Origin of the sequence: Asanoa siamensis, assembly GCF_016862555.1 — a bacterium.
Classification (GTDB): Bacteria; Actinomycetota; Actinomycetes; order Mycobacteriales; family Micromonosporaceae; genus Asanoa; species Asanoa siamensis.
The window spans coordinates 56,149-68,908 of record NZ_BONE01000009.1 but is presented as its reverse complement, the minus strand read 5'-3'; the positions used below and the strand labels follow the sequence as shown (position 1 = coordinate 68,908).

General features: G+C 71.7%; 9 protein-coding genes. 6 read left to right on the top strand and 3 right to left on the bottom strand.

Going from position 1 to position 12,760, the window contains the following annotated elements:
- Positions 1-184: 184 nt before the first annotated feature.
- The 3 genes from Asi02nite_RS08140 to Asi02nite_RS08130 all read right to left on the bottom strand — a co-directional run bounded on the left by Asi02nite_RS08140 (position 185) and on the right by Asi02nite_RS08130 (position 4,022).
- Positions 185-1,423: a helix-turn-helix domain-containing protein gene (locus tag Asi02nite_RS08140; RefSeq protein WP_203711554.1), complete on the bottom strand. Its 1,239-nt coding sequence runs from the start codon at positions 1,421-1,423 to the stop codon at positions 185-187.
- The gene (locus Asi02nite_RS08135) at positions 1,420-2,247 is read right to left on the bottom strand and encodes a hypothetical protein (RefSeq protein ID WP_203711553.1); all 828 of its coding nucleotides are present in this window, start codon (positions 2,245-2,247) and stop codon (positions 1,420-1,422) included. The genes Asi02nite_RS08140 and Asi02nite_RS08135 overlap by 4 nt, the downstream gene beginning before the upstream one ends.
- Before the next feature lie 170 nt (positions 2,248-2,417).
- Positions 2,418-4,022, bottom strand: coding sequence for a (2,3-dihydroxybenzoyl)adenylate synthase (locus Asi02nite_RS08130; RefSeq protein WP_203711552.1), 1,605 nt, complete (start codon positions 4,020-4,022; stop codon positions 2,418-2,420).
- Positions 4,023-4,211: 189 nt separating this feature from the next.
- On the opposite strand from Asi02nite_RS08130, the gene Asi02nite_RS08125 reads away from it, so the two are divergent.
- From Asi02nite_RS08125 to Asi02nite_RS08100, 6 genes are read left to right on the top strand one after another with little or no spacing between them, the layout of a single operon-like run.
- Positions 4,212-9,446 (top strand): type I polyketide synthase, encoded by a 5,235-nt coding sequence (locus Asi02nite_RS08125; RefSeq protein ID WP_203711551.1) that lies wholly within the window; start codon positions 4,212-4,214, stop codon positions 9,444-9,446.
- 47 nt (positions 9,447-9,493) lie between these two features.
- Positions 9,494-9,778, top strand: a complete 285-nt coding sequence (locus Asi02nite_RS08120; RefSeq protein WP_203711550.1) for a hypothetical protein — start codon at positions 9,494-9,496, stop codon at positions 9,776-9,778.
- Position 9,779: 1 nt separating this feature from the next.
- Positions 9,780-11,060, top strand: coding sequence for an FAD-binding protein (locus Asi02nite_RS08115; RefSeq protein WP_203711549.1), 1,281 nt, complete (start codon positions 9,780-9,782; stop codon positions 11,058-11,060).
- A gap of 12 nt (positions 11,061-11,072) precedes the next feature.
- Entirely contained in the window at positions 11,073-11,261 is a 189-nt protein-coding gene (locus Asi02nite_RS08110) for a ferredoxin (protein WP_203711548.1), read from the top strand.
- Positions 11,231-12,079, top strand: a complete 849-nt coding sequence (locus Asi02nite_RS08105) for a metallophosphoesterase family protein (RefSeq protein WP_373312190.1) — start codon at positions 11,231-11,233, stop codon at positions 12,077-12,079. The genes Asi02nite_RS08110 and Asi02nite_RS08105 overlap by 31 nt, the downstream gene beginning before the upstream one ends.
- Positions 12,080-12,105: 26 nt before the next feature.
- Positions 12,106-12,720 (top strand): 4'-phosphopantetheinyl transferase family protein, encoded by a 615-nt coding sequence (locus Asi02nite_RS08100; protein WP_239126562.1) that lies wholly within the window; start codon positions 12,106-12,108, stop codon positions 12,718-12,720.
- Positions 12,721-12,760: the final 40 nt, after the last annotated feature.

The following is a 12,760-nucleotide window of genomic DNA, read 5'->3' as shown; positions in this document are numbered from 1 at the left end:
GCCTGTCAACCCTTCGAGCGGTGCGGGTCGCGGCTCCAGGGGTACGTGTTGCGCTCGGCGATCGTTCCGTTCTGCGTGTGAATCACGTGTTCAACTTCCCGGTCGGTCGCCATGTCCCGTTGGCCCACCGGTCGCCGTTCTTGCTGGTGTGAATGTCTCCCGTAGCCATGTGGCCCTCCGCGATCTAGGAGAGTTGACGTTCTGGTTGGACGTGTTCTCCGCGTTGCATCGTTGCCAGATGGAGCTTCGTGACGTCGGCCGCCTGATCAGCGCCGGAGGGTTTAGTGCTGTCTGTGGAAGCGGCCCGGATATGCGACAGGTGCATCTGATCTAGTGCCGGCCGCCGCGCGGTGGCGGTACTGAAGATGTCGATCGGTACCCGCGCTTGGGCGGCGAGGGTGCGGGTCGCATAGCCAGCTTCTTCGAGTAGCTCGACGCTTCGCGCGAGCAGGGACGGGTGTTCGGTGGCGGTCCCTTCGCCGGGCTCGCGGCGGCGCCACCCGCGGGCAGAGAGGGTGACCATCGCCTTCTGGTAAGTGGTCTCGGTCATCACCTTGAGCTGGCGGCAGCGCATGAGCAGTGCCTGGAGGCTGACGCCCCACCGTTCCTTGAGGTCGAACAGGGTGGTCCAGTCGGCCCGGGTCGGGAGCTCGTCGACAATCGTGTCGGCGGGCATGAGGAATTCGGCGGCGAACCGGTGGGCTTGGTCCTCGACAATCTTGCTGCCGGGTTCGGAGTCGCCGTGCATGACCAGGTGGCCGAGTTCGTGGCCGACGTCGAAGCGTTGCCGGTAGTAGTCCTGCTTGACCGGATTGAGCAGGACGATCGGTCGGTTGCCGGCCTCGATGGAGAAGGCGTCCACGGCTGCGGACTGGGCGAGGGAGTAGACCACCAGGACGCCGTGGTTCTCCAGCAGCCGGATCAGATGTCCCGCCGGCCCGCTACCCAGTCCCCAGTCACCGCGGAGCTGCATGGCGGCGTGTTCTGGTTGCCCGACGGCGATCTCCTCCGGCGGCACCGGGTATCGCGGGACGTCACGACTGGGCAGCTCGACGTACTTCTCCAGGGACGCGGCGACGTCGGCTGCCAGGCAGCCGTAGGCGTGGGCCTGGTCGCGGATCAGCTGTGTCGTGGAGCGCAGCGATCGGAAGTGTGGCGTGGGCACCGGGTTCTGAGGGGAGTCACCGCCGATGAAGAACGACGGCTCGACCTTCAACGCCAGGGCGAGCTGGGCGACGGTCGCCGAAGCCGGCCTTTTCGAGCCGTTTTCGTACCCTGCGACCGCGGTCGGTGTCTTCCCGATGAGGTCGGCCAACCCATTCTTGCGTAGCCCGGCGACCTGCCGGGCAAGGGTGAGGCGGCGCCCGTTGAACAGCCGCGCGGCGTCGGCGAGCCGCGCGGGCGGCGGTGGTGCGCTGTTCATGCGCCTGTCGGCTCCCCGGAGGCCTCGCCACCAGCGACACGGGGCCGCAGACGCACGGGCGCGTCCGGGACCTCGACACCACGGGTGGGCGGGGTCTGCTGAGGCGCGGTCGCGCGGGCGCCGTCGCCGCCGTCGGTGCGGTGCAGGGGCCGTAGCCAGTGCCAGGCGGGCCCGCCATCGGAGTTGAGCCGCGCCCGCCCCAGGTAGAGCTCGGTCGCGCCGGTGTGCGGGTCGACGCTGTGGGCGAGGATCACATCGATCATGGCGGCGGCGTTCGCCGCCATCAGCTCGCCGAGAGTCATCTCGTCAAGGGCCTGCCCGAGCGGCTGGTCATAGGTGTACGGCAGCAGGATCTGATCCGGGTTCGCCGACTTCAGCTGAGCGGCGATCCGTTGCTTCGTGGGGCTCTTCCTAGCCCAAGACAGCTCGTTGACCTTGCCGAAGTCGAATGCGGTCGGAAACCACCGATACCGACCGAACCGCCACGCAGGCGAGCCGCTGACGTCCGCCCGCTCCACGCCGTCGCGGTGCGGCAGACCGTCCTGTTCCGTCGGGGCCAAGCCGGCGCGCAGTACGTCTTGACCGGTGTCCTCGTTGCCTGAGTCTTCGCCGTCGGTGAGGAGGTAGCGACCCAGCCGGAATACGCGGTCCTGCCGGTCGACCAGAAGCTTGTGCGCGGTGTATCCGAGCACGGCCTGGTCGTGGCCAGTTTCGGGATCGAAATCCGCCCACGCCCGCGCGTGCGCCGACCCAGCGGCCCACTGCAGCACGGGAATGATCCCGCCCTCGGCCAATGCCGAGACCACACTTTCCTCTTCGGTCACGTCGCGAACTCTAGCAGTCAGCCGAAGTTGATGTATAAAACTGAACCGGCGGGCGTGGCGCGACGGCGCATAACTCCGTCGCTGTCGTCGCGCCGACGGGACCATCGTGCGCTGGTCCGTCTACGGCGACCCCGCCTGGAGGTAGCTCGACGAGGTGGGGTCGCTGCGGCTTAAAGGCGGCCCCGCAGGGCCTTCTTGTCGACCTTGCCGACGCCGGTCAGAGGGAGTGTGTCGACCACGATCAGGCGCTCCGGGAGCTTGAAGCGCGCCAACCCCGACGCCAACAGGGAGGCGCGGATGTCCGGTAGCCGGACCGTTTCGCCTGGGGTCGCCACCGCGAACAGGCAGATCCGTTCGCCCAAGTCGTGGTCCGGCATCGCGACCACCGCCGCCTGGGCCACGCTCGGCAAGCGCAGCGCGAAGGTCTCCACCTCCTCCGCCGTGATCTTCTCGCCGCCGCGGTTCACCACGTCCTTCTCGCGGCCGACCACCACCAGGTTGCCGCCCGCCACCTGGCGCACGACGTCGCCCGTGTTGTACCAGCCGTCGCCCACGTACGCGCGGGCGTTGATCTCTGGCGAGCCGTAGTAGCCGCGCGGCGTGCACGGGCCGCGGGCCAGCAGCAGGCCGGGCGAGCCCGGCGCCACCGGGGCGCCGGCCTCGTCGACCACCCGGATCTCATCCGCCGGCGAGATCGGGCGGCCCTGCGTGTGGTGCACGATCTTGTCGGGATCGTCGAGCCGGGTGACGCAGACCAGGCCCTCGGCCATCCCGAAGATCTGTTGGAGCTGCGCCCCACCCAACGAAGGCCGGATCCGCGCCGCCACCTCCGGCGCGAGCCGGGCCGCGCCGACCTGTACGAGCCGCAGCGACGACAGGTCGGCGTCGCCGGCGTGCGCGAGCCAGCGCTGCACGATCGCCGGCACCGTCGACGTCGCGGTCACCCGTTCGCGCGCGATCAGCGGGAACGCCACCTCCGGCGCCGGCGACGGCGACAGCACCACCCGGCCACCGGCGATCAGCGTGCCCAGCACGCCCGGGCCCGTGTTGACGAAGCCGTGCCCCAGCGGCAGCACCGCGAGATACACCGTCTCCGGTCCGAACCCGCACAGCTCCACCATCCGCTTGACCGAGTAGCTGAGGTCGTTGTGCGTCCGCGGCGCCAGCTTGGGCAGGCCCGTGGTGCCACCGGACAGCAGGAACGTGGCGATGTGCGTGCCGTCGGGCGGGTCCGCGTCGAAGGAGACGTCGCCCGGCGCACACAGCTCGGCGACACTGACGCTGCCAGCCCGCACCTCGGAGCCCGCGACGAGAACGTGCGGCACGTCGAGCGAGTGCGCCAGCTCCTGGTGATCGAATCCCTTGTAAACATCGGGTACGACGATCGCCCGCGCCCCCGTGTGGCCCAGCACTCCCGCCAGCTCGTGCTCGCGGTGCTGCGGCATCGTCCAGACCGGCAGCGCCCCCAGCCGGAAGCACGCCACCGTCAGCACGGTGTGCTCCCAGCGGTTGGGCAGCTGGATCACCACCGGGTCCCCGGCACCGATGCCGAGCCCGGCCAGCCGGGCCGCCGCGCCGTCGGCCCGCGCCATCAGCTCCCCGTACGTCATCCGCATCGGGCCGTCGACCAGACACACCGCGTCGGGCCGGGCGCGCGCCGAGTCGGCGATGTGGCTGCCGATCGCGCGACCTTCCCAGTAGCCCGCCGCGACGTACCGGGCGGCCGCTTCGGCGGGCCAGGGCACGAATCCGGACATGGTCGAGAGCTCCGTCATGGCCGCAGCGTATGGACGCCCGAGCGCCCCCGTCGTCTTGCGGAATGCGGTCTGCGGCGGCGTCACCAGCGCCGACCGGCCGCGCCGCACGACAGAAGTTGTCCGCTCCACGCGGCGCGGCCGAATCTGTTGCGGTAGAGGGGCGGCCCGCCTTCCATGCCGTTCGGGTGAATTGAAGAGGTGCGCGACTTGACGCAGAACGCCGCAACCGACGAGGCCATCGCCATCATCGGTATGAGTTGCCGGTTCGCCCCGGACCTGACCACACTGGACAGGTTCTGGAGGTTCCTCGTCGACGGCCGCAGCGCCATCGGCGACATGCCGGAGAAGCGCTGGAAGCCCTACGCCGCTGCCAGCCCACAAGCCACCGCCCTCATGCGGGACACCACGACGCGTGGGTCCTATCTGGACGACATCGAGGGCTTCGACGCCGACTTCTTCGGCATCTCCCCGCGCGAGGCCGAATACCTCGACCCGCAGCAGCGGTTCATGCTGGAGCTGTCGTGGGAGGCGCTGGCCGACGCCGGCCTGCAGCCGCTCGCCTTGCGCGGCACCGACACCGGGGTGTTCGTCGCCGCCAACTCCAACGACTACGGCCGCCGGCTGCTCGAGGACATCCCGCGCACCGGGGCGTACGCGGTCAACGGGACCACGTACTACGGCATCGCCAACCGGGTGTCGTACTTCCTCGATCTGCGCGGCCCGAGCGTCGCGGTCGACACGGCCTGCGCCGGCTCGCTGACCGCCCTGCACGTGGGCTGCCAGAGCCTGCGCTCCGGCGAGACGCCCGTCGTCATCGTCGGCGGGATGAACCTGATGGCCACGCCGGCGCTGAACGTGGCGCTCGAGGCGACCGGCGCGCTCTCGCCCGACGGCCGCAGCAAGGCATTCGACAAGGACGCCGACGGGTACGGGCGGGGCGAAGGCGCGGGCGTCGTGGTGCTGAAGCGGCTCTCCGACGCCGTCCGCGACGGCGACCCCGTCAAGGCGGTCATCCTCGGCAGCGTCGTGTTCCAGGACGGCCGCTCCGACGGCATGATGGCGCCCAACGCCGAGGCACAGGAGCACATGCTGCGTTCGGCGTACGAGCGGGTCGGTGTCGATCCGGTCACGGTCGACTACATCGAGGCGCACGGCACGGGTACGCCGATGGGCGACGGCAAGGAGATCGAGGCCATCGCCAACGTGTTCGGCCCGGGTCGCCCCGCCGACCGCCCGCTGCTGATCGGCTCGGTGAAGCCGAACGTCGGCCACGTCGAGGGCGGCTCCGGCATCACCGGCGTCATCAAGACCGTGCTGGCCCTGCAGAAGCAGCAACTCCCGCCGAGCCTGCACCGCGAGCCGATCGCAGAGGTGGCGGGGCCGGGAACGGGCCTGCACCTGGTCGCCGAGAACACCCCGTGGACGGCGGGCGAGCGGACGCGCCGGGCCGGCGTCTCCAGCTACGGCGTCGGTGGCACGATCGCCCACCTGATCCTCGAGGAGGCGCCTCCGCCGCCACCTCAGCAGAAGACCGCGCCGGCCGGGCCCGCGGTGTACCCGCTGTCGGCGATGTCCGATGCCGGGCTGCGGGCGCTCGCCGGCGAGGTGGCCGACCGGTTGACCGCCGAGACGGATCTCGCCGCTGTCGGCCACACGCTGGCCCACCGCCGGTCGCACCTGTCCCACCGCGCCGCCGTCGTGGCCGGCTCCACCGCCCAGCTCGAGGAGCGACTCCGCCTCGTCGCCGACGGCGGCAGCATGCCGGGTGCGACGGTCGCGCGTACCGGTGTCGGTCAGGAGTCCGGGGTGGTCTGGGTGTTCTCCGGCCACGGCGCGCAGTGGTCCGGCATGGGCCGCGAGCTGCTGGCCGAGGAGCCGGTCTTCGCGGCCGCCATCGACGACCTGGGCGACATCTTCCGGGCCGAGCTCGGGTGGACCCCGCGCGAGGCGATCGTGTCCGGCGGCCCGTGGACGGCCGCGCACATCCAGGCGCTCACGTTCGCGATCCAGGTCGGTCTGGCCGAGGTGTGGCGCAGCCGGGGCGTCGAGCCGGCGGCGGTGATCGGCCACTCGGTCGGCGAGATCGCCGCGGCCGTGGCGGCAGGCGCGCTGGGTCGTGACGAGGCGGCCCGGTTCGCCTGCCGCCGCGCCGCCGCCCTGCAGCGCCTGGAGGGCCTGGGCGCGATGGCGATGGCCAGCCTGCCGTTCGACGAGGTCGTCAGCCGGCTGGTCGGCGTCGACGGCGTCGAGGCGGCGATCTCAGCCAGTCCACAGTCCACCGTCGTGTCCGGCGACAAGGACGCTGTCGACGCGCTCGTCGAGCGCTGGCGCGCCGACGGTGTCGAGATGCGGGTGGTCGACTCGACGGTCGCGTTCCACAGCCGTCACGTCGACGCCGTCGTCGACGAGGTCGGGGCGGCGGCCCGGGCGCTGTTGCCGCGGCCGCCGGCGGTGCCGCTCTACTCGACCGCGCTGGCCGACGCCCGGTCCGGCGTACCCCGGGACAGCCTCTACTGGGTGGCCAACCTGCGGGAGCCGGTGCGGTTCGCCGCGGCGGTGGCGGCGGCGATCGACGACGGGCACCGGCTGTTCGCCGAGATCTCGTCGCATCCGGTGGTCGCCCACTCGATCAGCGAGGCGCTGCACGAGCGCGACCTGGACGAGGCGGTCGTCACCGGGACGCTGCGGCGCAACGCCCCCGAGGGGGAGACGCTGCTCGGAAACCTCGCCAAGCTCTTCGCGTACGGCGCCGTGGTCGACTGGTCCAAGCAGCACGGCGGCGGGGCGTTGCTCGACCTGCCGGCGGCGGTCTGGCAGCACCGGGCCTACTGGATCTTCCCGGACGGCGCCGACGGTGAGGCGGGCCTGGGCGGCGGTCACGACCCGGCCAGCCACAGCCTGCTCGGCGGGCGGATCACGGTCAGCGGCGCGCCGTCGCGGCAGGTCTGGCAGACCTACCTCGACCTCGACAGCCGGCCGTACCCGCAGAGCCACGGCCTGGTGGGCGTCGAGGTCACGCCGGCGGCGTCGATCATCAACTCGTTCGCCGCGGCGGGCGACGACGACCGCCCGGCGACCGTGACCGACGTGATGCTGCGTACGCCGCTTGCCGTGGAACCTCCCCGGATCGTCCAGATCGTCCGCGAGGGCCGGACGATCTCGCTGGCCACCCGCGTGCCCAGCGGTGCCGACGACGGCGACGAGTGGATCACCCACACGACGGCCGCGCTCGACTCGACCGCACCGCCCCCGAGCGGCTTCGTCGACGCGGAGGCCCTGCGGTCGAACCTGCCCGTCGGCTCCTGGCAGCACGTCGACGACAACTTCCGGCAGATGGGCGTCGAGGGGTACGCGTTCCCGTGGGATCTCGACGAGTTGCGCCGCGACGACGACGAGCAACTGGCCATCCTGACCATCGAGCGCGACGCCGACCGGGCCAGCAGTTGGGCCCACGTGATCGACGGCGCGCTGACCATCAGTGCCGTCGTGGTGGCGCCGCCGCGGGCGGAGACGCTGTGGATGTCGCGGTCGATCGAGAAGGTCGCCTTCGACGGCGTACCGCCGGCCCGGATCATCGTGCACAGCACCCGCTCGCGGAAGTCGCCGCACGACACCGTCGACGTCCGGGTGGCCGACGAGTCCGGCACCGTCGTCTGCGAGGTGATCGGCCTGCGCTTCGCGGCTGTCGAGCACCTGGGCGCGGCCGTCCTTCCCCGAGACCTGGTGTACGAGATCGCCTGGCGGCCGCTGCCGACCGACACCGCCTCGCACACCATCGAGCAGGTGGTGCTGGTCGGCGACGCCGGGCCGTTCGCCAGCCAGTTCGCCGCGGCCGGCGTACCCGTGGTGCATGTGGTTCCGGAGCCTGACCCGGTCAGTGGTCAGGTCGACCTGCGGCCGGACCTGTTCACGAAGCCCGGCGTGGTCCTGGTCGTGCCGGCGCTCGACCGCGACGGTGAGGGGCTCGAAGCCGCGGCCGAGCGGGTGTCCCGGACCCTGTTGCGCACCGTGCAGCAACTGGTCGAGGTCGGTACGGCCGCGCCGCAGCGGGTCTGGTGCCTGACGCAGGGGGTGCGCGACGCCACCGACGAGCGGTCGGTCGCGCACGGCCCGCTCTGGGGCCTCGCCCGGATCATCGCCGGCGAGCACCCCGAGATCTGGGGTGGCGCGGTCGACGTGGCCGGTGTCGACGCCGCCACGGGGCCGGCGCTGCTCGAGATCATGCGGGCGGCGGCGGGCGCGGAGGACGTGATCGCGCTGACGGACTCCGGCGCCGAGGCGGCGCGGCTGACCCCGATCGAGCGCAGCGCCGACGGCACACCGCTGCAGTGCTCGCCGTCCGGCACCGTGTTGATCACGGGCGGTCTCGGGGCGCTCGGTCTCGAGGTGGCGAAGTGGCTGGTCGACCGGGGCGCCCGGCGGCTGCTGCTGGCCGGCCGGCGTGGCCTGCCGCCGCGGGCGGAGTGGCCGGCGGTCACGGATCCGGCGGTGCGGCGGCAGATCGAGAGCGTCCTCGCGATCGAGGCGCTGGGGGTGACGGTCGCCGTCGTGGCGCTCGACATCACCGACGCCGAGCAGGTGGCCGCGACGCTGGCGCCCGGCGCGCTCGGCCTGCCACCCATCCGCGGCATCGTGCACGCCGCCGGTGTCGTCAACAGCGACCTGGTCGACAACGTCGACCTGGCGGGCCTGCGGGACGTGCTCGGTCCCAAGGTCAACGGTCCGATGGTGCTGCACCGGCTCTTCCCGCCGGGATCGCTCGACTTCTTCGTGCTGTTCTCCTCGTGCGGCCAGTTCGCCCGGCTGTCGGGCCAGGCCAGCTACGCGGCGGGCAACTCGTTCCTGGACGCGCTCGCGGCCCACCGCAACAGCGGCGGGCACCACGAGACGCGCAGCATGGGCTGGTCGGCGTGGCACGGCGTCGGCATGTCGGCCGACATCGCCACCACGATGGTGGAGGCCAACTCCCGCGGTCTGGGTTCGGTCAGCGTCACCGACGCGTTCCGGGCCTGGTCGTTCGCGGACCGGTTCCAGGCGAGCTACCAGGCGGTGCTGCACGTGCTGCCGCTGCCGGCGGACACGCCGCGGCTGCCGATGTTCCGCGAGCTGACCACGGCGGACCCGGTCGACACCGAGGTCGGCGGGCAGCGGTTCACGATCGACCTGGGCAGCCTGCCTGAGGCCGAGGCCCGTGAGCGGGTCACCGCCGACGTCCGCGAGCAGGTCGCGGCCGAGCTCAACCTGGAGGCGGCCGACATCGAGCTGAAGCGCCCGCTGGTGGAGTTGGGCGTCGACTCGGTGATGACGGTGGCGCTGCGGGTCCGCCTGCAGCGTCGGTACGGCCTGGACCTGCCGCCGACGATCCTCTGGGCCAAACCGACGGTGGCGGCGCTCTCGGAGCACGTCACGGAGAGCCTCCGTCCACAGGGCACGGATAATTGACCGCGACCCGACCGTCGACGAAAGAGGTCAGCGTGAGCAAGGCATTCGTGATCCGCTACGAGATGCGTCCGGACACCGCCGACGACAACCAGCGCCTGATCGAGGGCGTCTTCGCGGAGCTTGCATCGAAAGCACCGGAAGGCATCTCGTACGCCTCCTTCCGCCTGGGTGATGGCGTGACTTTTGTCCACGTCGGACAGATGGCGGAAGGCGCGGCCCTGACGGACTTCCCGGCGTTCCAGGAGTTCCAGAAGGGCTTCGGCGAGCGGGCGGCCGGCGCCCCGGACGCGAACGAGGCGAAGATCATCGGCTCGTACGGGTTCGGTAGCTGAGATGGCCACCCACGGGCCGGGGCAGGGTGGGGAAGCCGTGCCCCGGCTCGTGGGCCAGCTCCACACGGACGCGGCATTGCTGGACGCGGCGTCGGTGGACTTCGGCCGGCAGACGGTGCGGCGGCCGCGAGCGGTCTTCGAGCCGGCGCACGCGGCCGATGTCGCGGCGATGGTCCGGCGCGGCCGCGCGACGGGGGTGCCGGTCGTGGTACGGGGTGCGGGCCACACGGTCGACGCCCAAACCCTGACTGCCGGCGGTGTCGTGATCTCCCTGACGGCCTTGGCGTCGGTCGGTTCCGTAATCTCTGAGCCCACGTCGGCGGCGGCAGGTTCCGCGCCGCCGGTTTCGAGCGTGCGTGTCGAGGCCGGGGCGCGCTGGCGGGACGTCGTCGCCGTCACCCTGCCCCTGGGTCTCGCGCCCCCGGTGCTGCCCGACTATCTCGACCTCACCGTCGGTGGCACCATCGCCGCCGGTGGTGTGGGTGGCGCCAGTCATCGGCACGGGAGCGTGGCCGACAACGTTATCGCGCTCGATGTCGTGACGCCCGCCGGCGACCTCGTCACCTGCTCCGCAGGCGGGCTGTTCGACGCCGTCCGCGGCACCCAGGGCGCCCACGGCATCATCACCGCCGCCACCCTCACCCTGCATCCGGTGGCCGCGGCGGTCGTGCGCCACCGGCTCGCGTACCCGAGTCTCGGTCCCTTTCTCGACGACCAGCACCGGTTGATCGCGGCGCCCCGGTTCGACCACTTCGTCGGCCAGGCGTTGTGGGCCGGCCAGGGCTGGAGCTTCGTCATCGACGCGGCGGCCGCCGATCCCGCGCCGCTGGACGATCTCGCCGCCGCCGAGGTCACGACCGAGAAAGTGTCGGCGGCGGAGTTCGTACACCGGCTCGATCCGCTCGTCGACCAGGCCCGGGCCACCGGCTCATGGCAGGGCGACGCCCACCCGCGGGCCAACGTCTTCCTGCCGGGACGGCACGCCGCGGGCGTCATCGGTGCCGTGGTGCGCGAGCTGACGCCCGCCGATCTGGGCCCGGGCGGGAGCGTGCTGATCTATGCGATCCCGACCGCGCGCTTGGCCGCGCCGCGGATGCCGAAGGCCGACGACCCCGTCACGGTGGTGTTCGGCGTGCAGCGGACCGCGCCGGCCGGCGATCGGGTCGCGCTCGCGCGGATGCGGCGCGCCAACGCCGCCCTGCAGGTGACGGCCCGGCGGCTCGGGGGTGCCAGCTACAGCCACCCGGCTGCGGGCCGCCGGGTCCGTCGTTATCCCGTTTGAGAGGAGCACACGATGCGCGCCACCGTCGACCTCGCCGTCTGCCAGGGGCACGGCGTCTGTTCCATGAACGCACCCGAGGTGTACGAGCTGTCCGACGACGACCTTGCCATGGTCATCGTCGACCCGGTGCCCGCCGAGCTCGAGGCGGACGCCCAACTGGGTGCCGCGAGCTGCCCGGAACAGGCCATCACGCTGCGGTGACCGGTTCGTTGCTGGCGATCAGTGACCTGCACGTCGCGTACCCGGAGAACCGCCGTATCGTCGACCGGCTCCGACCCGGCTCCGACGACGACTGGCTGATCGTGGCGGGCGATGTCGGCGAGATCTTCGCCGACGTCGTCCACACGCTGGCGACGCTGCGGTCGCGGTTTCGGCAGGTGATCTGGACGCCGGGCAACCACGAGCTGTGGACGCGCGCGGACGACCCGCTGCCGGTGCGGGGAGCGGCCCGTTACGACGCACTGGTACGGGCATGCCGCGACAACGGCATCGTCACACCGGAGGACGAGTATCCTATCTGGACAGGCGCGGGCGGGCCGGCCGTCGTGGCGCCGTTGTTCGTGCTCTACGACTACTCGTTCCGGATGCCGGGGGTGCGGGACAAGACGGAATCGCTGCGCCGGGCGTACGCCGCCGGGATCGTCTGCACCGACGAGGCGCTGCTGCACTTCGACCCGTACCCGAGTCGTGAGGCCTGGTGTTGGGACCGTCTCGAGCGGACCTCGCGCCGGCTGGCGGAGCTGGACCCGGCGCTGCCGACCGTCCTCGTCAGCCACTGGCCGCTGGTGCGGCAACCCACCGACGTGCTGCGGCATCCGGAGTTCGCGCAATGGTGCGGTACGGTCCGGACCGGCGACTGGCACCTGCGCCATCGGGCTGTGGCCGCGGTCTACGGACATTTACACATTCCACTGTCGACGTCGTACGACGGCGTGAGGTTCGAGGAGGTCTCGTTGGGCTACCCGCGCGAGTGGGGCCGTCGCGGCGGAGCGCCGGAACCGCTGCGGCGGATCCTGTGATTTCGTCGCTTCTGCCGGCGGTCGCCGTGTCGTGCGAGGTCTTCACCGACGATCCCGACGAGGCGCCATTTCCGGGTGAGGAGTCGGCGATCGCCGGCGCCGTGGAGGGACGCCGGCGCGAGTTCATCACGGCCCGCCGTTGTGCGCGGCAAGCCCTTGCCAGCCTCGGGGTGCCGGCGGTGCCGATTCTGTCGGGTCCGCGCCGTGAGCCGTTATGGCCGGCCGGGGTGGTCGGGAGCATCACGCACTGTGCTGGTTACCGGGCTGCGGTGGTGGCTCGGCGAGCCGACCTGGCGGGCCTCGGCATCGATGCGGAGCCGGACCTGCCGCTCCCGGACGGGGTGGCTTCGCTGGTGGTGCTGCCGGGGGAGCGCGCCCGCCTCGCGGCGGACGCGCCATGCGAGCATTGGGAACGTCTGGTGTTCAGCGCCAAGGAGTCGGTGTTCAAGGTGTGGTACCCACTGACCGGCCGCTGGCTCGGCTTCGAAGACGCCAGCCTGACCTTCGACGCCGACTATTTCCGGGCGGAGATCCTGGTGGACGGCACGCGGATCGACGGTGGTCCGGCACTGACGGAGCTGCGGGGGCGCTATCTGCTCTCGACTGGGCTGATCGTGACGGCAGTCGCTGTCGCGGCGTAGGTGTGCAGCCGGCGGCACCGTCCAGGCGGAGATTCTGGTG